This is a genomic window from Pseudomonas sp. C9 (assembly GCF_002000165.1).
Lineage (GTDB): Bacteria > Pseudomonadota > Gammaproteobacteria > Pseudomonadales > Pseudomonadaceae > Aquipseudomonas.
On record NZ_MPAK01000002.1, the window covers coordinates 110,325 to 132,617 of the forward strand.

A 22,293-nucleotide genomic window follows, 5' to 3' on the forward strand; every position below is an offset into this window, starting at 1 on the left:
TCAAAACGATCATTTGAATGATTGATTTGCGCAATTTATGACGAGAGCCTAAGATAAATTTGACTGAATTAATCACTGCGTGATCGATTCAGTCAGTTTCGAGGTGATAAACGTCTTGCCAAACAATTATAAAAGGAGACCCTCGTGGCCCAAATTCCTATCAAGCGCACCATTGAACGCATCCCTGGCGGCATGATGATTGTCCCGCTGCTGATCGGTTCGCTGGTGGCTACCTTTCTTCCCGATACACCGAAGTTTTTCGGCTCTTTCACCAATGCGCTGTTCACCGGGGCTCTACCCATCCTCGCGGTGTTCTACGTTTGCATGGGCGCGAGCATCAACATCAAGGCCACGCCTTACCTGCTGAAGAAGGGCGGCACGCTGCTCATCACCAAAGTCGGCATCGCTGTCCTGATCGGCATTGTGCTGGGGCACTTTCTGGGTGAGCAGCCGGTTTCGTCAGGGCTGTTCGCCGGTATTTCCACGCTGGCGATCGTTGCTGCGATGAACGACACCAACGGCGGGTTGTACATGGCGCTGATGGGGCAATACGGTCGATCCGAAGACGTCGGTGCCTACTCGGTCATGTCCCTGGAGTCCGGGCCTTTTCTGACGATGGTCACCTTGGGTATCGCCGGCCTGTCGGCCTTCCCGTGGCCGACGCTGGTGGGCAGCATTCTGCCGCTGGCCCTGGGCATGTTGTTGGGCAATCTTGACCGTGACATGCGCGATTTTCTGGCCAAAGCCGTTCCGGTGATGATCCCGTTCTTCGCCCTGGCACTCGGCGCCAGCCTGGATTTGCATAACGTCTGGCAGGCCGGTTTGCTCGGTCTGGGAATGGGTGTTGCGGTTGTCGTGTTGACCGGTATCCCGCTGTTCTTCGCTGACCGTTTGACCGGTGGCACTGGCGTCGCCGGCGTCGCTGCGGCCACCACCGCCGGGAACGCCGCCGCCGTGCCAGCACTGATCGCGGCGGCCAATCCGGTGTACGCAGAAGCGGCCAAGAGTGCGACCATATTGGTCGCCGCTTGTGTCGTGGTCACAGCGATTCTCGCGCCGTTGCTCACCGCAGCCGTTGCCAAGCGCGTGCAACAGCGCAATCCCGTCGTTATCCCTGAACCGGAGATAGAGCCTCAAAAGCAGGAGGCCTTGCGATGAGGATTCTGATCATCGCGGACGATTTGTCGGGCGCGGCAGATTGCGCCATCGGTTTTGCGAGCGCGGGGCTACAAACGGTGGTCACGCTCGACCCTTTGAATGACAAGGCTGACGCTCAGGTGATTGCGGCCGATACGGACACTCGACGCCTCTCTCCGGAGCGGGCCGCCGAGCGCACCGTCGCTGCATTTAAAGCGCTGCATCAACCCGGGCAGCGACTGTATAAAAAAATCGATTCAACCTTGCGCGGCAACTGGGCGGCCGAAGTCGCTGCCCTGCAACCGTTGGCAGGCCTGGCCATCGTCGCCCCGGCGTTTCCCGCCACCGGGCGTACGTTGCGCGGCGGTCGGTTGTTCGTGAACGGCCAGCCGCTGGAAACCACCGACACCTGGAAACTCGAAAACGCCGACCGCCCGGCGGACGTCGAAGCGATGCTCATCGCCGCAGGCCTGAGCACCGCGAAGCTGGACCTCGACACCTTGCGCGGCAACGAAAATGCGCTCGCACAGCACATTATCGAAGTCGCCCGCAGCGGCACGCAGGCGTTGATCGTCGACGCACAAACCGAAGATGACCTGCTGACCCTCGCTCGCCTGACCGCGTCGATGGAACAGCCGGTGTTCTGGATCGGTTCGGGTGGTCTCGCTCGGGAAATAGCCGGTCTTCCTGACTTCAGCGAAACAGGTTTCACGACCATCGAACCGGATGCCGTCGAAAAAAGTCAGGCGCCTATCCTGATACTCGTCGGTAGCCTTTCCGGTGTCTGCGACCGGCAATGCGCACTGCTCAAGGAGCGTGGCGGCGTCAGCGAATTGGTCGTACCGCCCGAGGTCCTTCGCCAGGGCACAACGCATGTCGATTGGGCGACCTGGCAGGCGCGCATCGGCGAGCAACTGGACGGCTGGAGTGACCTGCTGCTGCGCATCGGCCGCGATGAGGCGTTCGATCCCCAGGAGGGCGCGCAACTTTCGACCCTGCTGGCCGTGTTGGTAGAGCCACACTTTGCCAAAATCGGCGGCTTGATCGCCACGGGTGGCGAGACGGCGCGGGCCATATTGACCACCGTCGGCATCGACAGCCTGCAACTGCTGACGGAAATCGAAGCCGGCGTCGCCTTCGCCCGCCCGACCGATTCCCGGCAGGGCCATCGTCCCGGCATCGTTACCAAGGCAGGCGCGTTCGGCACCGATCACGCCTTGTATGCGGCATGGCAACACTTGAGCGACAACGCCAATCGCTCCCCGTCCAAACGCACACGAATCCAAGGACTCCAATGAACACTATGAACAACTACCTCCCCATCATCGGCATCACCATGGGCGACGCCACGGGCGTCGGCCCGGAAATCATCGTCAAGAGCCTGACTCATGACATCGTCTACCAGCAATGCCGACCACTGGTGATCGGCGATGCCCGTCGCCTGGAGCAGGCCAACGTCATCGTCGGCGGCAGCGCCAAAGTGCGTCGCATCGAAGACGCCTCCCAAGCGTTGTACGAGGCCGGCACCATTGACTGCATCGACCTCGACCTGATCCCCGACGACCTGCCGTTCGGTGAACTGTCGCCCATCGCCGGTGACGCCGCTTATCAATACATCGCCCGCGCTGTGCAACTCGCCGAGGCCGGCCAGATTGATGCCATTTGCACCGCGCCATTGAATAAGGAAGCGCTGCACGCCGGCGGCCACAAATACCCGGGCCACACCGAAATGCTCGCGCACCTGACCAACGTCGACGAAGTCTCGATGATGCTGGTGGCGCCGCAGCTGCGGGTGATTCACGTCACCACCCACATCGGCATCATCGACGCGATCCGCAAGATCGAACCGGGCCTGGTCCAGCGCACCATCGAGCGCGGCAACGCGACGCTGATCAAGGCCGGCATTGCCAAGCCGCGAATCGGCGTGTGCGGGATCAATCCGCATGCCGGTGAAAACGGTTTGTTCGGTTATGGCGAAGAGGAAGAAAAGATCATCCCTGCGGTGAAGCTGTTGCAGGAACGCGGCCTCGACGTAACCGGCCCGCTGCCCGCCGACACACTGTTCTTCCGCGCCGGACGCGGCGACTTCGACCTGGTGGTGGCGATGTATCACGACCAGGGCCACGGCCCGGTCAAAGTGCTGGGGCTTGAAGCCGGTGTGAACGTGACCGTGGGCCTGGACGTGATCCGCACTTCGGTCGACCACGGCACTGCTTTCGATATCGCCGGCAAGGGCATCGCCGATGAACGCAGCCTGCTCGAAGCGCTGCGCCAGGGTGCGGAGCTTGCCACGCGACGGGGATGAGGCGCATGGGCGCTGTCGTGTAAGATCGACCACCGTCCACACAACGAGACCCGCCATGAAAGCCTCCGAACGCCACCGCGCCATCCTCGATCTCGTACGCATTGGCGATGCCAACGTCGAGCAATTGAGCGCGGCGCTCGGGGTCTCGGAAGCGACCGTGCGACGTGACCTGACCATGCTCGCCAAACAGCGGCACCTGGTGCGCACCTACGGCGGCGCGACTTCGGTGGTTGGCGTTCATGAGCCGGAAGCTTCCCTCGAAGAACGCAAAACCAGCCAGTGGGAACAGAAAGACGCCATCGCCCAAGCGGCGGCGGCTCACGTTCAGGATGGCGATACCGTATTGCTCGATGGCGGCACCACCTGCGCCGCGCTGGCTCACCATTTGTGTTCACGGCAAGACGTGCATGTGGTGACCAATAATCTGCTGGCGGTGATGACCCTGGCCAACGCGCCGGGCGTGCGCCTGACCCTGATCGGCGGCGATCTGCGCGGTTCGAGCATGAGCACATTGGGGCCGTTGGCGGAACTGACGTTGAGCCGGTTGAGCGTCGACAAGGCCTTTCTGGGTGCGGACGGTGTGGTCGCGGAGTTTGGTTTGTGTGAAGCGAGTGCGCAGCAGGCGTATCTCAAGGAATGCATCATCAAGCGTGCGGCGCAGATTGTTGTCCTCGCCGACACCGACAAGTTGGGCCGTGCCCGGCAGCAGCATTGGACGCCGATTGAGCGGGAGTGGCGGTTGATTACCGGCTCGACTGCGGATGAAGCAGCGCTTGCGCCGTTTTATGCGCTGAAGCAGATCACTGTGGAGACTGTAGACGTCGCTTGATTGCTCACCTCTGTGGCGAGGGAGCTTGCTCCCGCTGGGCTGCGAAGCGGCCCCAAAATGCTCACAAGCAACGCTTTTTTTTTGCACTCAAACGGTAGTTGTCTCCCTAGCGACAAAGCTCATGTCGCAAAAATCCAATTTCGGCGACGCGTGTCGCCAACATGTCGTCCGCGGCGACACGTTCCGAAGACGTGTCGCAAAAAGTGAAAAATTGCGACACGTTAATCAGTGCGACTCAAAACGCCCCGATAGGCTCGGGGCTTTTTTATGCGTGCAATTTTTTATGGTGCGACGTCACTGGATCGGTTGTTACACGGTGCGGCGAGCACCTTCACCACATCATCAATGATCGCCTTACTCATATCCTGCAAATAATGCGATGCCCAGGCATGCCGGTCGGTGTCGCGAACCATCGCGGCATCTGATGCGAGAAGTTTGGCGATGTGGAGCAGATCGGAAGCGTGGGAGAGGGCCTGGATCACCGGGACGCCAGCGTTGATGCGGAACAGTGCATCGTTTGCGTGGTAGGAGAAAGGGGTGAGGCCGATGGTTTTGAGGTCTTGAGGGTTGGTCATTGGGCACCTCCGCTTTTTGGGCGGTGGTGGGTGATGGCTGGTGGAGCGGTAGCGCAAATTTTGGACGGATCGATAGCGGGCATTAGCAAAAACTCCTGAATCAAAGTTTGAGCTACCACGTTCGTTCTCAGGCGAATGGGTGGCAGCTATGCGTGGGCTGAGAAACCGGAGATACAGGAACCCGGCAGACCCGAAGGTCTCCCACGCACAGCCGCCATTACACGGAAATGCAGGCACAAAAAAACGCCAACACTCGTGATTATGGGCGCTTGTGCGCCTGTATCTTACTCGGGTTCTCAGGCCCGGTCGCTGAATTGGCAGCGACGACCTGAAGGTAGCTTGAGAGGGGAGGATGCGCAATCGTGGCTAGGTGGTGGCGTGCCGAAATGTTTTGGTGATTTTTATGGCTGGGCAATAAATATTGCCCAGCAATAATTTTGATAATTTGAGAAGGCTTGTTGAGACCTTATCGACTGGCGAAATAGGCATCAGTATTGGATATCGAATTGGATCAGTTTCAAAAGGATTTGCTGGAATCTGTGCGCGAAATGAATGAGCACCGAGCGCTTCCAATCGCTGAGGGCAGGCCGTTAACGAAGGAACGCATCAACTCGCACATGTCGTTATCAGCGACACGTTCCAATAACGTGTCGCAGAAAGTGAAAAAAAGCGACACGTTACAAAGCGGACTACATCAAAAGGGGCTGAGTCCTACGGAAAAAGAAGCCTGCGATAACTACTAAACAGCATCCCTTCAATCGTCTACTGGACGTTGAGAAGGCATCGACTGTTTCAGGTAGGAATCCAGCATTTGAAGAGATTTGGTTTTGTAAGTGAAGCTGCAACACGGGAGTACAAGGCCTTGCCGGACTGGGTTCAGGATGAGTTTGGGAAAGACCTGATGCGTGTGCAGTACGGCGGGGATCCAGAGTTGGCAATAAAGCAGCTGAGTTCAATCGGGGCGGGGACGATTGAGATGATCATCAATGGTAGCCCGGCATACCGATGCATCTACATCACGAAGTATGCGGACACCATTTTCGTCCTTCATTCGTTCGTGAAGACGACGAATCGAACTGATCGTCACGCAATGGCAGTTGCGGAGGATCGGTTGAAGGAGCTCAAACGGGAGCTTCGGAATATGGAGTGGAACGTCTAGCAGGCGTGAGCTTGTGAAATGACTATCTGAGGCAACGCGCCAGCATCGTTGGATGGCAGAGTAAACGTGGTGCGAAAGCCGAGTTTATCCAGCATGTCCATCATTGCATCGATCGTAAACTTCTCGATTTTCCCAGTGGTGAGTTCAGAAACACGTGATTGGGTCACGTTCAACCTGGCTGCGGTCTCACTCTGTTTGAGGCCCAGTTTTTTGATGCACTCAGTGATGAAAATGGACAACTCCATTTTCAGAGCCATTTTGCTGGCGACTTCCTCGTCATGCGTGACATGGAACGGACTGTCGAAGAATTGGATTGCCATGAGCAATCTCCTTTTTTAAATGGTTATCTAAAATTTACGATAAATGGAGGTTAGCGATTGATCATTTTTGATGCAAACATTTTTTCGCCTGCCCCTAGCGCACTAATTACACCAAGTAACTAATGATGTTCCCGTCCCCACCTTTATCCCCTCCAGCTAACTCCCTACATTGAACTCCAACGCCTACCCATTCATTCCGAAGGGCAGGTCACTGGAGATTCCCTCATGCCTTTTGTCAGCGTTCGCATCACCCGCGATGGCGTTACCTCAGAGCAGAAAGCTCAGGTGATCGCCGAAATCACTGAAACCCTGGAGCGCGTCCTCAAAAAGGATCCGCACCTGACCCACATCGTGATCGAAGAAGTCGACACCGATAACTGGGGCTACGCCGGCATCACCACCACCCAATACCGCAAAAAACTGGCAGAGGCGGAGGGCAAGTCATGACCGCGCCCGTCTCCATCGACTTCATCTCCGACGTGGTGTGCCCGTGGTGCGCGTTGGGCGCGACGGCGCTGGAGCAGGCGATCGAGAACGTGGCCGGTGAAGTGTCGGTCGAGCTGACCTACAAGCCCTTCGAGTTGAACCCGGACATGCCGGCGGTCGGTGAAAAAGCGGTTGAACATTTAATGCGCAAGTATGGACGCACCGCCGAAGACGTCGCCGCCGGCAAAGCGATGCAGATCGAACGTGGCGCGGCCATCGGTTTCACGTTCGATCTGGAGAAGCGCACGCACTTCTACAACACGTTTGATGCGCACCGGTTGCTGTTGTGGGCGTTGCAGGAAGGGCGGCAGATCGAGTTGAAGAAGATCCTGTTGCGCGCTTACTTCACCGACGGCCAGAACCCGAGCAACCGCGAAACCCTGGCTCGTCTGGCCGGGGAAGCAGGACTGGATGAGGCAGCTGCGCAAGAGGTGTTGGCATCCGGTGCGTTCGCGAAAGAAGTGCGCGAGCTTGAGGCGTTCTACCGCCAGCACGGCATCAACTCGGTCCCGGCCATGATCCTCAACGGTCGTCACCTGGTGTCCGGATCGCAGTCGGTCGAGTACTACGAACAAATGCTGAGACAAATGGCCAAGGCCCCCGCCGAAGCCTGATTACTTAATTTTTTAAATCATCTTTTAATTAGCAGAGGTTCATCATGAGCAATTCGAAAAAAGTCATCGTCATTACCGGCGCATCCCAAGGCCTCGGCGCAGGCATGGTCAAAGCGTTCCGTGATCTGGATTACAAGGTTGTCGCCACTTCGCGTTCGATCAAGCCGTCTACCGACCCGGACATCCTCACTGTGGCGGGCGACATCGGCGACCCGGCTGTTGCGCAGCAAGTGATCCGTGAAGCGATCGCACGTTTTGGCCGCATCGACACTTTGGTCAACAACGCCGGGATCTTCATTGCCAAGCCTTTCACCGCCTACACCGCTGAAGACTACGCCAATGTGTTGTCGGTGAACCTCAATGGCTTCTTCTACATCACCCAACTCGCGATCAACGAGATGGAAAAACAAGGCAAAGGCCACGTGGTCAACATCACCACCAGTCTGACGGACCACGCGGTTGATGGTGTGCCATCGGTGTTGGCTTCGCTGACCAAAGGTGGTTTGAACGCGGCGACCAAATCCTTGGCGATTGAGTACGCCAAGCGCGGGATTCGGGTGAATGCGGTTTCGCCAGGCATCATCAAGACGCCGATGCATGGTGAGGAAACGCATGAAGCGCTGGGAAATCTGCACCCGGTTGGGCATATGGGCGAGATCAGCGACATTGCTCAGGCGGTTGTTTATCTGGATAGCGCGAACTTTGTTACTGGTGAGATTCTGCATGTGGATGGTGGGCAGAGCGCTGGTCACTAAGACTTGGTCTTTCAAATCCCAGAAACACAAAGCCCTCGTATCTCTACGAGGGCTTTTTTTTACTTCGGGTTTTTATTCCAGGTGCCATTGCGGTTGACGTTTCCAATCGCCAGGAAAGCCCATCAGGCTTAAATTCGTTGATTCCAGATGCTCCATGATTTCTGCGACACGAGGTTTCCACTGGCTGTCGGGACTGATCAAATCGGTTAGATACGCGAGGATCGTCAATACGATATAAAGCCGCTGTTTGGGCTGAGGTCTGCTGGCAGCTGCGTTTGGGATATTCCACTCTTTAGGTAGCGAGGGCCGAATTGAGAGTTCTCTGTTCCATAACCGCGAGTGGTGGGCGCAACAGTTTCGTATGAAGGTCAGGGTGTGGAGCCACGAAGCCAATACATCGAACGGCAGACAGAATCTGGCGGCAATAGCTTTCTTGTCGGCACTTCTGCCTATGGCATTGAATAGGGTGGATACCGTACCGAGACTGAGTTCTTCAAGAATCGCCCATGCGGGCGGCAGTTCGGGAAAGACATAGGTCGCGCCGTAGTATCGAAAATAATTATCACGCATGCGGTTTTCGATTCTCTGCTGCTGAAGGTCGTCGTCCTGTCGCCCTTTCTTGATACGGTCTGTTTCACGTTCGAATTTATTTCGCTCTTTGCTCAACTTGTCTCGAAGGGGGCGTAAGAGTTCGGTGTGCGAATAGGACGAGGAGAACACCGAGGCATTGGCGATCCAGTCAGCCCCATACTTGGGGCACATGTGGCTGCTGATGCTTGCTCGTATGGCGACCTCGACCCTCTCGATGGCGTCCATGGTTATGCGTCGCAACGAGCCATCGAATCGGTAGATGTCGACTACGGCTTTCAGAGTGCTACCGGGTTTGAAGGTATGTTCTGGCCCTTGCTCTTGGAAGGGGCGCATATAGGGGCTCAGGCGAAACAGCGTGACCACTTCGAGGAAACGCATGGCCCGGTCGTTGTTAGCGACTTGCAGGCCTCGTTGCTTTAGCAGTTCCAATTGCTGTTCTACGCTGAGGGCCGGTTTGTCGAAGGACCTCATGTAGCTTTTCTCCAGGCAAAAAAAACCCGCACGATTTGAGCTTGCTGACTGGGTCAACCTAGGCTTGGCGGGTGTGTTGGGGTGCATTATAGGTAGGTGTGAGACCCCGTCAACGTTGCACTGACGCGAATTTGTAACGATTAGGTGTGCGGGCAATGTTTGGTCTGGCGCTGGAGGTAAGGTTTTGTTGGCTTCTATAGAAGCCAATGTGTTGGCGTCCCGGGGACTGTCTCCAAACCCCAGAAACAACAAAGCCCTCGTATTTCTACGAGGGCTTTTTTTATGTTGCCCGCAACATTCGCTACAGACAAGAAAGCTCCACATCTTCGTCGTCGGGGACTTCGTCCGTAACAATCACTCGTGCGTGCGCGCTGTGCTCTTCCTCCATGCGCAACCCGAAGTAGCGGGTATCGTTGGCGTCCCAAAATGCCTCTATCTGCGCCATGGGTGCATGTTCCAGCAGCACCTCGGCGCTGTGCTCCAAGATGATCGAGTAACGTCGTTCGGTGTTCATTACAAAGGGGCTCGCAACGGCGGAGTGAAGTGGCAGATTGTGCATAAGCACTGCTGCCATTATGCCGCCTCACTGATTTTCGACCGTAACCGCTCATCGTTTCGGGGCGGTATGTAGATGCGCGGTACCAGAATGGGATGCGTCGACTCGCGTCTTTGATGAATATGACCATCCTTCAGCGAGACGGGCGAGCGTAAGACCCATAAACGAAAAAGGCCCACCTTTCGGTGAGCCTTTTTCGATATTGCGTATGGTGCGGCACCAGGAGTCGAAAAAAAACATAAATATCTAATTTATATAGTTATTTTTTGCGAAGACAATTCTTTATATCTCTAAAACTATCCCGCGACACCCATCCGATCCCTTAAAAATAGCCAAGGCAGGAACGTCAGGGCTACTTCATAGGCAATGCATGGCTGCTCCCGTTGATCTGGATCGAAAATTAAAATTCTAATCCAATCACTCAATCCTTAATATTATCCAAAGATGCCTGCAATGCGATAGCTCGCGTATCTATTGAGATGTCGAAATGAACCCCTGATCCTGCATGTAGTACATCTATAGTTTCTTGATTAAGAATTTTATAAACAAGGCTTTTTATAAGCATGGACAAAACAGCTGGTCCAAACGGAACGATATATACTTTGTTCCATGCCTCTGATTTCAGCTTGATAGCGACATTTATGAGGGCCTGTCTAAGTTCGCTTTCGGCACTTTCCCTGCTAGAAAAATCCATATTGCCTACGGAAGCAATAAAAACTTCGCCGCGCTTATGAAGCTCTTGGAGTGGATGAACTCCACCGTTTGCGATAATGGTCAAAGTGCGAGGCTTCGGATCTTCTGGCTGCGCTGAAAGTAAATCTATAAGCGCTGATTCGCCATTGCGAGACAAGTACTCGTCAATTTTCAGCTTTAGTTTGTTATTCATTTTTTGGCGCTCTAGAAATGCTGATGTTGCCACGAGAATCCCGTGCTAACTCCGTATAATAACGAGCTCGATACTCAGCATTAAAAGTGCTGCTAGAGCCTTCCAGTGTTAGCTCAGTTACGCCATAGTGAGTTAAAGGCACCGCATGCTCGTTAGCTCGATATGCAGCCAGGTATTCGTAACGTAGCTTAAAACAATCAGGGCTGACCATTACCAAGGATGCCATCTGAGAAACGCTTTCTGACTTTTCGGTGTTTAATCTTATTACTAGTCTGGTATAGCTTTGATGGATTTTAAGTTTTGCAGTTATTGGTGATTTTTCTGAGTTGGCTTGCCCACCGGGGTCTGCAACAACTTCAGCGAGCCAGTCTCCTTCTAAGTTTGGTATTTTTACCAATCCCCAGTCATACAAAAAAGAAGCTTTCCAAAGCCACAGGTCAAAAATCAGAAACACCAAAACAAAAACCGCTGCCCCTGACGGCGCCGCAATCGCTAATCCAGTTAATCCATTAAATGTAGATGCAAGAAAAATCAAAGCGCCACACAGTAGGCCTGAGATTACTGCTGCGATGTAATATATTTTCTTCCTGTCATGGTATGACACTACGTACTCATGCATCAATTATTTCCTTGTCCACTCTAACTCCATTGCCGTTTTTAAGCTGCGTCACATCGAACTTGGCAAGTGGCGTGCTAGGTTGCTCTTTAAGGTGATCAGGGTTGGCTGGATATAAGGCTACATTGAGATAGTAACTGGAAGCAGCTGGTGAGATCAATATGGCATCATGATTTTTTGAGTCCTGCTGCTTTCAGTCCCAGGCGGATGCGCGAGCAGAAAGATTGCTCTTGCTTGTCCGCTGTAATTTCTGGTCAAGTTAGTACTGTGTCTGAAATTGTTTTAACTTTCAGATCTTTGCTAACGTCTATTTTCATTTTCTGTCACGGGATGCTCGCCGAAATCGGCTGGAAGCTCTTCTAGGAGTTCGCTTGAGTGAAACTGAAGAACTATTTCACCTTTTGTTAGTCGTTCTGTCCAATATCTACCTACCAGCTTCTTTTTAGGGTTTTCTATAATTTTGAATACAGCAGCCCCATCATGGGGAATACTCCGCGCGTTTAAACTGAGTCTAGGCTTACTATTAAAAATGTACGAAAGGATCTTGATCTGCCGATCAGGATCAATAAGGAAGCCCTCAGAATATGAGGAGCTTTCCATTTCGCTTGTCCGCATCATGGTGCTAATATGAAAGAACGACTGGTTCACGGTTAGCATAACGGGTATTGGCTTCGGTTTTGCTCCCGTCTCTGGATTTATCCAATCCGAATAAATGAATCCTACCCAACTCCCATTTAAGTTTGGAAATGGAACAAGCCATCCTCTAAATATTTTATGTTTCCATCCCCACTTAACAAATATTGCTATGATCAATAGGTCAAAGCTCACGACTTTTGGTATAAGTCCAAAAAAGTCTTTGATTTTGGAGAGGTCTAACTCGCTAATGTAGGCAATTGCGAACCAGGCAATTGCTGACATTCCTACCAGCATGTATAGAGAGTTCTTAAGGGTTACGTTGCGCATTATTTTATCCCGAGATAGTTCCAAGCCGCCTTCGAAAACTCTCGACCGTCTTTACGGGTCCATTTCTGGTCTGAATGAAATAAGTAAAAGCATTCATTTACTTCTACCCAGCGCGCTGTCTTTGGTTCATCACCTTGAAGATTGGTCCAGATATATACGAGCATGTCTTTTATACACTCTGTCCATCTTGAATGAGCAAAGGCGGTATCGGGACAGTTGTAGGCTAGGCACTCCATAAAGAAAGACGGTAGTTCAGAAAAGTAACCATCTTCTGCCATCGCATTCTCTATTCGCTTTAGAATCCGCGCTCCTTTTTTGTAGGCGTAGCCAGTTCTGTTATTCTTGGCTATTCCATTTGTCATCTGTTGGGCTGGATAGTTTACAATGCTGCTGCCATCCGTTTTGAATATCTTAGTCCCATCTCTCGTTTCATTGATCATATGGTATTGAAAACTAAAACATGGGACGACATCAGCATCTACACGAGCCGAGCCGGAGTTTATCTGTATAGCTGTAGAGCCCGACGTGTCTATTTGGCCGGGGAACGTGGCTCTCATGGCGGAAATGAGCTCGGACCTAAATTTCGCTGGGGTCCAAATTCCTTTATAGGCAGTTCCTGGTGTATAAATACCCGTTTCAGACTCCTCCCAATAGAGGACATCTGTACACTCCACGGCTATGTCGACGTCGCTATCCGATCGAACATTAGTGTTATTGGCGTAAGACCCCTTTGCATAAATATTTAGAGAGCAATTGTTGAAGGGTTCGTGTGAATTTATCGCTTGGCGAATCATTCGCTCAGTCCTGTCCTGCTTTTCCTGCTCGGTGCTACTTGAAGGGCCAGTCCATCCAATCAATTTTTCTTCCAAGCTCATTTCTTATCATCCTTTGAAAGTGCCAGAAATGAAAGCCGACATGGTCTGATTTAAGATTACGAAGGTTTTTGTGATGTGTATATGGCGCCCGTCTTAAAATTTGTTTGTTGGGACAAGCGCCGTGCTTAATCGTCTTCAGCTCGTGCAGATCGACGGCCGATTGCTGCTGGTCGTGATCAAACCTTGAACACCCAAGTTTTTTCTAACCGCCTCGCGAGCAGTTGCACGGTCAGCACATAGTAATATCGCGTAGCTGCCCTGTGCCTGGCTAGGTGTTGATCGAGAAACCAAGCCAAATGCTTTCTCCGCCATTCCCAAGGTGTCTCTAGGTACCAGCGCTCTGCGATTTCAGCCTGAATTGTTTTCGCCTGACGCAAATGGCGTTGCCGAGTCGCGTGCGAGCCGGTCAGTACTCCAGACAGGAACAGCTCCATGTCGAAGCGCTTGCTCATAGCCGTCCTCCAATGTAAGCGGCGACCACGTCGATCCGACCGTGCTCCCAGCTCATAGCTGATTTGCCTGCGGGCCTAACGGTCAAGATTCCTATCTACTTGGCAACATTCGCCGCCGTTGATAGGCGCGCTGTGTTGGGTGATTTGCTTATAACGTTCACACCCGAACGCCGCCCGTAGCTCATGAAAGCCTTTGAGGTTTTGGGCATGCAGGATGGCCCGCGCAGGGCGGGTGATTTCTCGTAGAAAATTCCCCCCACGTCATCCCGCCAAGAATGCTGAGTGTTATCAGGGATCAAGGCCCCTGCGGCCTGTGAGGGTTGTCCACTAACGCGGGACTGGCGGCTCTTTACGACCGGGAGCTTGGGCATCTCATGATCTGGCCTCCTGAACACTTCCGAGGAAGTGGGCGGGTGGGGGCTGCATCGGCTGACGAAACCAACGCCGCGAGATCCTGAGTCAGGTAAAAGCAGTGATGCGATGACCGGGGCATGCCTGACTGTCAGTCAGGTGCAGTCCGTTCCTTGGGCTGCGGCACCATCATCTGCATCGCTGTTGCTGGTGATCTCGGTGTTTGTCACGCCGATTGTCACGAGGGGGAATGCCGCAAAGCCTTGTACGAGTTGGGCTGCAGCAGCGGTAGGAGCGCCCGTCTCTTTCCGGGAGAAAGAGACGGGCGCAGGTTGGCGCAAGGAAATGGCCAAGCGGATAGGTTGCTGCAGAGCAGCGATGAAAGGGAATGAGTTGCCGCAGTGGGCACACTGGTAAAAGTAGGCATCCATCACATCGTTGTGACCGTGCGAGCCGCCGGACGCTAATCGCACTTTGGGAGAACCACCACGGTGTGGCGTAGCCTTAAAGGTTCTGGCTACCTGGGGGTTGCTGTCAACGACAGCGCTTTGCCCGATCTTTTCTACGCCTGTGGATAATTCGGGTCAAGGCTCTAATTTTCGGGAGTTCTGCGGCTGTGGATGAAATTATCCACCGGTGGAAATCCGTGGTTTTCCACAGACAGTTGCGTGGGCTTTAGATTTTTTAAGTAAGGTCCATCCAAACAGGGCGGCTTTGCGGCCCTGTTTGGATGGACCCGCGTGGACAAGCGGATCACTGAGATATGAAGACCGAGCGCTTACTCAGTTGCGCCACGTTTTGCTTTTAAGCGAGTGACGTTCGGTCCGGTCTGGTTCGCGAATTCGTGTGGAGTGACATGCTCCTGCCGGTTGGCCTCCAGGTACCGGCTCCACCAGTTCATGATCAGCCTTCGCTCCTCGATGAACTCGGCCTTGTGGATGTAAGCGGCGCGGACGTTGTTGCGCTCCTTGTGGCTCATCTGCCGTTCAATGGCTGTCTCCGACCACAATCCTGACTCGATCAGTGCGCTACAGGCCATCGAACGAAATCCATGCCCGCAGATATCGGTTTTGGTGTCGTATCCCATCGTCCGAAGCGCGTTGTTTACGGTATTTTCAGACATGGGCTTCCAGGGTTTGGCATCCCCTGCGAAGACCAATGCGAATTTGCCTGTGAGTGCATGGATTTTTTCGAGTAGCGCCACTGCTTGCGGCGATAAGGGTACTAAATGGATATCCCCTGCCATCTTCGTACCCCTTGTGGAAAAGGGTACTCCTTCCAGCGCGGGGCGAGTGTCCGGTATCTCCCAGGTGCCGCGCTTGAGGTCGAACTCGCTCCAGCGTGCGAAACGCAGCTCGCTGGATCGTACAAACACATGCAGCGACAGCATCACCGTCAGACGGGTAAGTGCCCGGCCTTTATAAGTGTCGATCCGCTCCTGCAGTTCCGGCAGTCGCGATAAGGGTAGAGCGGGGCGATGCACCACCCGCGGGGCCTTGATCGAGCCTTCGAGGTCGTAAGCAGGGTTTATGGTGATAAGCCGGAGGCGCTTTGCCTCGCGCATGATGCTCTGCAGGTAGTTTTGTACCCTTAAAGCAACGTCTATCGTTCCGCGCTTCTTGATCGCTTCCAAGGGCTGCATAAGGTCATGGGTGTCGAGATCAACAATGGCGCGTGCGCCGATCAGCGGGAATACGTGGGTTTTGAGGCGGCTCATCACTGTCTTGGAATGGCCTGGTGCCCACTTGGCCGACATTTCCGTATGCCAGTCGAGCGCAACGCTTTCAAAGGTTCTGCCTTTGATTACGGCTTCCGCCTTAGCTTGGTGTTTGGTCTCTATAGGATCAACGCCATCCGCCAGCATTCGCTTGACTTCCAAGCGCTTGCGGCGCGCATCGGCGAGGCCAATGACGGGGTAGTTGCCGAACGAGGTCAGTCCTTCGCGTCCGTCAGGTTTGACGTAACGGAGCCGCCAGCCTTTGCGGCCATTGGGTTGGACTAGGAGATAGAGGCCATCGCCGTCGAAAAGCTTGTAGGCGCGGTCTGTAGGTTTTGCCAAGCGGCAAGCTGCGTCGGAGAGCGGAGCTGTGGTGCGCGACATAAGGGTACTCCCTTTTATCGAAGTGACCTGTATCCCAAACTCTACCCTTAAAACGACTGGAATCCACCAGATTTTGACGTAACCCGACAGAACCCCAAAACGAAAAAACCCGCCAGAAGGCGGGTTTTTCGGGGGTTCCAGAGATTTTGAAAGCCTTCTCTGGAACCTTGTGTGGTGCCGGCACCAGGAGTCGAACCCGGGACCTACTGATTACAAGTCAGTTGCTCTACCAACTGAGCTATACCGGCGTGTTGGGCGACGATTATAGCGATTGGATTGGTTCTGTAAACCCCTGAATTCAGACTATTTTTGCGCAGGTGTCAGGTCAGGCGCGCAGCAGGGTTTTCTTGAGTTTCTGGATGGCTTGCCAGGTGCGGCTGTTTTGCATTGCGCGCAGCTGTGCTTCGGCCTGTTCGGCGCGTTGCAGGGCGGCGGTGAGTTGTTGTTCGGCATCGCTGACGGGGTGGCTGAAGTTGTGGCCTTTGCAGAACTGGAATTCGTCCAGGTTGCAGGGCGGGATGTCGAAGGCGGGTTTGAGGTTCAGGTGTTCTTCGGCGAGGTAGTAGGTGTTGATGCCGTCGAACAGGAGGGACTGGTAGCCGGCGCCGGTGACGAGGCTTTCCCAGGCCTGGTCGCGGTCCCACGGGGTTTCGATGAGGATGACCCACGGCCGCCACTGGGTGAAGTCCATGCCGCGCAGGACGGTTTCTTCGTGGCCTTCGACGTCGATTTTCAGGAAGTGGATCGGGCGGCCCTGGGCGTGTTCTTCGCAGATGGAGGTCAGGGTGCGGGACTGGACGGTTTGGCTGCGCACGTCCATGCCGGCGTCTTTGTGCATTTGCGCCATGGCCGGGGCGGCGGTCGAGAGGCCGGTGCCGGCGATGCCGTAGAAGGTCAGGCTATCGGCGTTTTCGCCGGCCACGCATTGCAGGTTGGTGTCTTTGGGCCGTTGCTGGCACAGGGCTTCGTAGTAGTTGGGCATCGGTTCGACGTTGATGCCGGTCCAGCCATGGTCGTAGAACGCTTTGGTGACCGAGTCATGGGTGGGGTCGTTGGCCCCGACATCGATATAGAAGCCGTTCTCGACAGTCTTGAGGGCGCGCCACAGGCGGATGTCTTCGAAATTCTGTGCGTAAGAAATGAACGTCACTGTCGCATCCTGTCGGTCGAATTTTCTTGTGGGTGGTCGCGCTGTCGGCGTCCTTGCGTCTGTGTATAACAAGAGTCGCGAAGCGGTGCAATTTCCCCGGTCTGGCGTCCTGACTTCGGCGCTTATGTCCTTTGCATTGAATGCTTATGCACATCGGGCCGCACGCCTTGCCCCCTTCATTACTGTTTTTGCGGACCCGTTCTCATTTGTTCGCAAATGCCTGTTTTTCTGGTTTTTTTCGCAGGTGTACGAAAAGTGAACAGACTAGTTTCAGCTCTGAAACAGCCGTGTTTATTGGATCCACGATTATTTCATCAACAGAGTTATCCACAGGTCTGAATTGCTTTAAGGGCGTTCTGCCAGAAGCAGGAAATTACGCGGCGTGAGCGGAGTTTCGCAGAAGGTGCCCAGACGAACGGTATAGCCCTGCTCCCTGAGGAAAAGTGCCCGGTCGAGAACCAGCCATAGCTCCAACGGGCGTCGGAAAAGTCCGCGCAGCAGCTCCAGATTGCGTACATGCGCCAAGCGCTGCCAGCCAGCGGCTTCGAGTGCAGACCAATCTTGCGCGCCAACTGTGGATAACTCTTTCAGCGCGGCCAGATGATGGCAGTACTCGGTGAAGGGTTTGTCCAGCCAGGCGCTGGGCAGGGACGGAGTCGGCAGGTATTCATCAACGCCGCGCAGTTGCCGTTGCAGCAGGTCGAAACCCAGACGCCGGGCCATGGAGGTGTCACGCTGACGGCGCACGCGCGCACCGGCGGTGACGGTTTCGCTCATCGGGAGGGCGAGATCGTCGAGCGACAGCTGTAGGTCGGAGCGCAAAGCCGCAGAGGAAAGTGGCTGATAGGCCGCAAGACTGATCCGGTTATAACAGCACGGCGCGATGGCGAGTTGCTTGCAACCTGCCGCACTGGCGAGCTGGATCAGTCGCACATGCAAGTCACCGCATGCATGCAGCGCGACGGGTGTGTGTCCGTTGTGCAGTAGTGATGCAGCATCCGAGGCCAGTACATCCTGTTCGACGTGCAGTGCGTGCAAGTGATGACGCTGGCTGAGTGCCTGTCCGCTGGCCACCAGTGCCGGGTCGTATTCCAGACAGGTCAGTTGTTGCCCGGTTTGCAGCAAACGCCGGCCCAGGTGGCCCTTGCCCGAGCACCAGTCCAGCCAATGCCTCGGCGGCGCAGCAAACGACAGGCGACTGGCAAACGCCTCAATCTGCTGCCACTTACGCCCCGGCACATCGACGTTCAGGCGATGCCCGGCCGCTTGCAGTGCGTGCGCCGGCAATTCAGCCACCTGGCTCAGCTCAAGCGACAGCGCCGCCAACGAAGCAAATGGCTCCGGCGCACTCAACGAGCAAGGGTGGTTGTGGCTGCTTTCCGCGTCGTCCAGCGAGCGGTTGCGTAGCCACAAGGACAATTCAGGGTAGGACGCTTCCCAGGGAAGTTGCAGATGAGTAAACGGCCGTGGCTTCCACAGCGCTTGATGCTCGATCAGAAAAGCATCCAGCGCCGTGAAGCGGGCGAGCAGGGCCTCGCCCGTCAGTACGCAGGAGGAATCAACGCCCTTGGCAGGCATCGACGCGCAACCAGCGCTCCAGCAGCTTGAAGCCGCGAACCAGCACGTAAGCCATCAACAGATAGAACATGCCCGCGGCGAAGAAGATCTCCACCGGCAGGTAGGTTCGGGCAATGATGGTGCGGGCCATGCCGGTCAGTTCCAGCAGGGTCACGGTACTGGCCAGGGCGCTGGCCTTGAGCATCAGGATCACTTCGTTGCTGTAGGCCGGGAGGCCGATGCGCGCGGCGCGCGGCAGGATGATATAGAACAGCGCTTTGGCGCGAGACATGCCCAACGCGCGCGCCGCTTCGATTTCACCCGGCGGAATCGCCTGGATCGCGCCGCGCAGGATCTCGGCGATGTAGGCAGCGGTGTGCAGGGTCATGGTCGCGGTGGCGCACCAGAACGGATCGCGCAAGTACGGCCACATGGAGCTATTACGGATGACGTCGAACTGCGCCAGGCCGTAATAAACCAGGAACAACTGAACCAGTAACGGTGTGCCGCGGAAAAAGAAGATATAGCCGTAGGGAAATGCCCGTACGTACCAGAGTCGTGACGAACGCGCGATGCCCAGCGGAATCGCCAGCAGCAAACCGGCGATCACGGCGATGGCCACCAGTTCCAGGGTCAGCGTTGCGCCTTGGGCCAGTTTCGGCAGCCACTTGATGATGACTTCCCAGTTCATTGGGTGCTCCTCGCGAAGCCGCGAGCGGCACGTCGTTCCATTAAGTGCATGCCGCTCATGGCGAGCACGGTCAAGCCCAGGTACATGAACGCGGCCACCATATAGAAGGTGAACGGTTGCTTGGAGACGGTCACGCCGATTTGCGCGTGACGCATGATTTCTTCCAGACCGATGACCGATACCAGCGCGGTGTCTTTCATCAGGATCATGAACAGGTTGCCAAGGCCCGGCAGGGCGATGCGCCACATTTGCGGCATGATCAGTTTGGTGAAGATGCGAAACTTCGACAGACCCAATGCCACGCCGGCTTCACGGTGACCTTTGGGAATCGCCAGAATCGCGCCCCGAAACACTTCGGTGGCGTAGGCGCCAAAACACAGCCCCAGGGCAATCACACCGGCAGCGAAGGCATTGAGTTCGAGGTCGGGGTTACCGAAAAACTCGCCCATGGCACGCATCAGGTTGACCGTGCCGAAGTAGATCAACAGCACCCAGAGTAATTCCGGAATACCGCGAACCAGTGTCGAATAAGTGCCGCCAAGCCATTGCAACGGCTTGTACGGCGAAGTCTTGGCCAAGGCGCCGAGCAGACCGAGCACCAGTCCCAGGCACAGGGCCGAGAGCGCCAGTTTCACAGTCATCAGCGCGCCGGCGGCGAGCGCCGGGCCGAATCCGTAGAGATCGATAGTCATGGATTTCTTTTCAAATCGCGGCAGGCAATGCCGAGAACCGGCACCGCTATAAAGCGGCGCCGGTCAGGCAGGTCAGAATCAATAGATGCTGAACGGGAAGTACTTGTCGTTGATTTTCTTGTAGGTGCCGTCAGCGACGATTTCTTTCAGTGCGACGTTCAGCTTCTCGCGGATCGGGTCGTTTTTACGGACAGCGATACCGATCTTGTCGCTTTCTTCTACCGGGTCGCCTTTGAATTCATACGACTTGCCGGCGTCGCTTTTCAGCCACTCGTAGTTGACGTATTTGTCGGCGAGGATGCCGTCCAGACGACCAGAGGTCAGGTCCAGGTAAGCGTTTTCCTGAGTGTCGTAGAGTTTGACTTCGACGCCTTCCATGTTGTCTTCCAGCCAGGTACCGGCGAGGGTCGCACGTTGTGCGCCGATCACTTTGCCTTGCAGGGAAGCCTTGTCGGTTTTGAAATCGACACTTTTCGGAGCGATGAACTGCAGCTTGTTCGAGTAGTAAGGCTCGGTGAAGTCGACCGCTTGCTTGCGCTCGTCGGTGATCGACATCGAGGAGATCAGGAAGTCGAACTTCTTCGCGTTCAGGGCCGGGATGATGCCGTCCCAGTCGGAGGTGACCACGGTGCACTCGACTTTCATCTTGGCGCACAGGGCGTCGCCGATTTCCTTGTCGAAGCCGACCACGTTGCCGCTGGCATCTTTGTTGTTGAACGGCGGGTAGGCCGCTTCGATGCCCATCTTCAGGGTTTCGGCCATGGCACCGGCGCTGAACGCCAGGGTGACGGCGGCAGCCAGGAAGACCTTTTTGTAGTTCTGCATGTGGGGAGCTCCGTTAGCGGTTGCTGGACATGAATTGTTTGCAGCGCGCCGAAAGCGGGTTTTCAAACACCTGCTGTGGCGATCCTTGCTCTTCTACCAGGCCCTGGTGGAGGAACACCACTTCGCTGGAGACCTGACGGGCGAAGCCCATTTCGTGGGTCACGAGCAGCATGGTGCGGCCTTCTTCGGCCAGTGCACGGATGACATTAAGTACTTCCTGGACCATTTCCGGGTCAAGGGCCGAGGTGGGCTCGTCGAACAGGATCACCTTGGGCTGCATCGCCAGGGTTCGGGCGATGGCGGCGCGCTGCTGCTGGCCGCCGGACAGTTGCGCCGGGTAGGCATGGCGCTTGTCGGCGATGCCGACCTTGGCCAGCAGGGCTTCGGCCACTTCGATGGCTTCGGCTTTGCTCTGGCCGAGCACGCGGCGTGGGGCTTCGATGATGTTGTCGAGCACGCTCATGTGCGGCCAAAGATTAAAGTTTTGAAACACAAAACCAATCTCGCTGCGCAAGCGGTTGATCTGCTTGCCGTCGGCAGCGACCAGTTCGCCGTTCTTCGCCGCTTTGAGTTTGAGTTCTTCGCCGGCTACGAGAATCTGGCCCTGGTGCGGGTTTTCCAAGAGGTTGATGCAACGCAGGAACGTGGACTTGCCGGAACCGGAAGAACCCAGGATCGAGATCACGTCGCCGTCGCGGGCGGTCAACGAGATGCCTTTGAGCACCTCAAGCTGTCCGTAGCGTTTGTGCAAATTGCGGATTTCAAGCGCGGGCGTGGCCTCAGCCATGTGCGTTCCTCATAGTGTTTCGCTCCTGCTGTTGGCGGCCTTCCTGGCGAGGCGGCCACGCTAGCATAGCGTTTGAATGGCAGCCAACAGCGCTACGGGCGGTAAACGGAAGTGATGTGGCAAGTTGTCGCATCGGTACAGCAGACTGTCGCGCTGCTATCAACCGAACAGCCGTTTGATCCTGCTTTTAAATACAAAGCAGCCGCGGGTGGCGTAAAAAAGGGCGCGATGTTGCCAGCTTTGGCGGGGTGTTGGAAGCGCTAAGCGGCCAAACGTTCCTGGTCCGCACTTTTATTGTGCGTCGAGCGTTTACCGGATGTGTTTCTGGTGCGCGCGCTCGTTGGAAAAGTGAGTCGCAGGGTAACGTTCTGGCGAAGTGCTATTACTTTCAATGACTTGCGATGACTGTCCGGTCAGGTCGAGATCGCCGTGATAGACGGTTTTGAAACATTTTGGCGCAATTATTGCGTACAGAATCCAGAACGCCCCGTTGGTTTCTTTTTACGAGAAAGAAAACCAGGCGGGATGCATGCATTCGCTTTTCCTTAC

Annotated in this window: 25 protein-coding genes, 1 tRNA gene and 1 pseudogene; 9 read left to right on the plus strand and 18 right to left on the minus strand. The window is 55.3% G+C overall.

Annotated elements, in window-relative coordinates:
- Positions 1–144: 144 nt before the first annotated feature.
- Genes BMS17_RS27420 through BMS17_RS27435 form a run of 4 tightly spaced genes read left to right on the plus strand, consistent with a single transcriptional unit; the run spans position 145 to position 4,271 of the window.
- A complete protein-coding gene (locus tag BMS17_RS27420) occupies positions 145–1,158 on the plus strand; it encodes a 2-keto-3-deoxygluconate permease (protein WP_077432267.1) in 1,014 nt (337 codons plus the stop codon).
- A complete protein-coding gene (locus BMS17_RS27425) occupies positions 1,155–2,435 on the plus strand; it encodes a four-carbon acid sugar kinase family protein (RefSeq protein ID WP_077432268.1) in 1,281 nt (426 codons plus the stop codon). The genes BMS17_RS27420 and BMS17_RS27425 overlap by 4 nt, the downstream gene beginning before the upstream one ends.
- A 5-nt stretch (positions 2,436–2,440) precedes the next feature.
- On the plus strand, positions 2,441–3,442 hold the full coding sequence (pdxA, locus tag BMS17_RS27430) for a 4-hydroxythreonine-4-phosphate dehydrogenase PdxA (protein ID WP_077432441.1): 1,002 nt from the start codon (positions 2,441–2,443) through the stop codon (positions 3,440–3,442).
- 55 nt (positions 3,443–3,497) lie between these two features.
- Positions 3,498–4,271, plus strand: a complete 774-nt coding sequence (locus tag BMS17_RS27435; protein ID WP_046031267.1) for a DeoR/GlpR family DNA-binding transcription regulator — start codon at positions 3,498–3,500, stop codon at positions 4,269–4,271.
- A gap of 281 nt (positions 4,272–4,552) precedes the next feature.
- Here the strand turns inward: BMS17_RS27435 and BMS17_RS27440 are convergent, their stop codons facing one another.
- Complete coding sequence (locus BMS17_RS27440) at positions 4,553–4,846, minus strand: DUF3077 domain-containing protein (protein WP_046031266.1); 294 nt, start codon at positions 4,844–4,846, stop codon at positions 4,553–4,555.
- Positions 4,847–5,340: 494 nt separating this feature from the next.
- On the opposite strand from BMS17_RS27440, the gene BMS17_RS30230 reads away from it, so the two are divergent.
- Together BMS17_RS30230 and BMS17_RS27445 are read left to right on the plus strand one after the other, a co-directional pair.
- Complete coding sequence (locus BMS17_RS30230; protein WP_139348152.1) at positions 5,341–5,589, plus strand: hypothetical protein; 249 nt, start codon at positions 5,341–5,343, stop codon at positions 5,587–5,589.
- Between the two features lie 68 nt (positions 5,590–5,657).
- Positions 5,658–6,005, plus strand: a complete 348-nt coding sequence (locus tag BMS17_RS27445; protein WP_077432269.1) for a type II toxin-antitoxin system RelE/ParE family toxin — start codon at positions 5,658–5,660, stop codon at positions 6,003–6,005.
- On the opposite strand, the gene BMS17_RS27450 is transcribed toward BMS17_RS27445, so the two are convergent.
- On the minus strand, positions 6,002–6,325 hold the full coding sequence (locus BMS17_RS27450; RefSeq protein WP_046031264.1) for a helix-turn-helix domain-containing protein: 324 nt from the start codon (positions 6,323–6,325) through the stop codon (positions 6,002–6,004). The genes BMS17_RS27445 and BMS17_RS27450 overlap by 4 nt on opposite strands.
- Positions 6,326–6,550: 225 nt before the next feature.
- Here BMS17_RS27450 and BMS17_RS27455 point away from each other — a divergent pair, with 225 nt between their 5' ends.
- Genes BMS17_RS27455 through BMS17_RS27465 form a run of 3 tightly spaced genes read left to right on the plus strand, consistent with a single transcriptional unit; the run spans position 6,551 to position 8,180 of the window.
- The gene (locus BMS17_RS27455; RefSeq protein ID WP_046031263.1) at positions 6,551–6,772 is read left to right on the plus strand and encodes a 4-oxalocrotonate tautomerase family protein; all 222 of its coding nucleotides are present in this window, start codon (positions 6,551–6,553) and stop codon (positions 6,770–6,772) included.
- Positions 6,769–7,425, plus strand: a complete 657-nt coding sequence (locus tag BMS17_RS27460) for a DsbA family oxidoreductase (protein WP_077432270.1) — start codon at positions 6,769–6,771, stop codon at positions 7,423–7,425. The genes BMS17_RS27455 and BMS17_RS27460 overlap by 4 nt, the downstream gene beginning before the upstream one ends.
- Positions 7,426–7,469: 44 nt before the next feature.
- On the plus strand, positions 7,470–8,180 hold the full coding sequence (locus BMS17_RS27465) for an SDR family NAD(P)-dependent oxidoreductase (protein WP_046031261.1): 711 nt from the start codon (positions 7,470–7,472) through the stop codon (positions 8,178–8,180).
- 72 nt (positions 8,181–8,252) lie between these two features.
- On the opposite strand, the gene BMS17_RS27470 is transcribed toward BMS17_RS27465, so the two are convergent.
- The 16 genes and pseudogenes from BMS17_RS27470 to BMS17_RS27545 all read right to left on the minus strand — a co-directional run bounded on the left by BMS17_RS27470 (position 8,253) and on the right by BMS17_RS27545 (position 21,744).
- Positions 8,253–9,242 (minus strand): Abi family protein, encoded by a 990-nt coding sequence (locus tag BMS17_RS27470; RefSeq protein WP_077432271.1) that lies wholly within the window; start codon positions 9,240–9,242, stop codon positions 8,253–8,255.
- Between the two features lie 301 nt (positions 9,243–9,543).
- Positions 9,544–9,756: a hypothetical protein gene (locus BMS17_RS27475; RefSeq protein ID WP_046031369.1), complete on the minus strand. Its 213-nt coding sequence runs from the start codon at positions 9,754–9,756 to the stop codon at positions 9,544–9,546.
- 463 nt (positions 9,757–10,219) lie between these two features.
- Positions 10,220–10,684 carry a hypothetical protein gene (locus tag BMS17_RS27480; RefSeq protein WP_077432272.1) on the minus strand — a complete coding sequence of 155 codons (465 nt, stop codon included), beginning with the start codon at positions 10,682–10,684 and terminating at the stop codon, positions 10,220–10,222.
- On the minus strand, positions 10,677–11,303 hold the full coding sequence (locus tag BMS17_RS30235; RefSeq protein ID WP_139348153.1) for a hypothetical protein: 627 nt from the start codon (positions 11,301–11,303) through the stop codon (positions 10,677–10,679). The genes BMS17_RS27480 and BMS17_RS30235 overlap by 8 nt, the downstream gene beginning before the upstream one ends.
- A gap of 297 nt (positions 11,304–11,600) precedes the next feature.
- Positions 11,601–12,263 (minus strand): hypothetical protein, encoded by a 663-nt coding sequence (locus BMS17_RS27485; RefSeq protein ID WP_077432273.1) that lies wholly within the window; start codon positions 12,261–12,263, stop codon positions 11,601–11,603.
- Positions 12,263–13,138 carry a nucleotidyltransferase gene (locus tag BMS17_RS27490; RefSeq protein ID WP_077432274.1) on the minus strand — a complete coding sequence of 292 codons (876 nt, stop codon included), beginning with the start codon at positions 13,136–13,138 and terminating at the stop codon, positions 12,263–12,265. Before BMS17_RS27490 ends, BMS17_RS27485 begins: the two co-directional genes overlap by 1 nt.
- 176 nt (positions 13,139–13,314) lie before the next feature.
- Positions 13,315–13,590, minus strand: a complete 276-nt coding sequence (locus tag BMS17_RS27495) for a hypothetical protein (protein ID WP_077432275.1) — start codon at positions 13,588–13,590, stop codon at positions 13,315–13,317.
- Positions 13,587–13,842 (minus strand): annotated as a pseudogene (locus tag BMS17_RS30830) (integrase); the annotation flags it as partial. The gene BMS17_RS27495 and the pseudogene BMS17_RS30830, both read right to left, overlap by 4 nt.
- 877 nt (positions 13,843–14,719) lie before the next feature.
- Positions 14,720–16,042, minus strand: a complete 1,323-nt coding sequence (locus tag BMS17_RS27510) for an integrase arm-type DNA-binding domain-containing protein (protein ID WP_077432277.1) — start codon at positions 16,040–16,042, stop codon at positions 14,720–14,722.
- Between the two features lie 172 nt (positions 16,043–16,214).
- A tRNA-Thr gene (locus BMS17_RS27515) sits at positions 16,215–16,290 on the minus strand.
- Between the two features lie 77 nt (positions 16,291–16,367).
- A complete protein-coding gene (locus BMS17_RS27520) occupies positions 16,368–17,192 on the minus strand; it encodes an FkbM family methyltransferase (protein WP_046031260.1) in 825 nt (274 codons plus the stop codon).
- Positions 17,193–17,537: 345 nt separating this feature from the next.
- Positions 17,538–18,770: a methyltransferase gene (locus BMS17_RS27525; protein WP_077432278.1), complete on the minus strand. Its 1,233-nt coding sequence runs from the start codon at positions 18,768–18,770 to the stop codon at positions 17,538–17,540.
- Entirely contained in the window at positions 18,751–19,440 is a 690-nt protein-coding gene (locus tag BMS17_RS27530; protein WP_046031258.1) for an ABC transporter permease, read from the minus strand. The genes BMS17_RS27525 and BMS17_RS27530 overlap by 20 nt, the downstream gene beginning before the upstream one ends.
- A complete protein-coding gene (locus tag BMS17_RS27535; RefSeq protein WP_046031257.1) occupies positions 19,437–20,132 on the minus strand; it encodes an ABC transporter permease in 696 nt (231 codons plus the stop codon). Before BMS17_RS27535 ends, BMS17_RS27530 begins: the two co-directional genes overlap by 4 nt.
- 78 nt (positions 20,133–20,210) lie before the next feature.
- A complete protein-coding gene (locus BMS17_RS27540; protein ID WP_077432279.1) occupies positions 20,211–20,957 on the minus strand; it encodes an ABC transporter substrate-binding protein in 747 nt (248 codons plus the stop codon).
- A 13-nt stretch (positions 20,958–20,970) separates the two neighbouring features.
- A complete protein-coding gene (locus BMS17_RS27545; RefSeq protein ID WP_007897462.1) occupies positions 20,971–21,744 on the minus strand; it encodes an ABC transporter ATP-binding protein in 774 nt (257 codons plus the stop codon).
- Positions 21,745–22,293 lie beyond the last annotated feature (549 nt).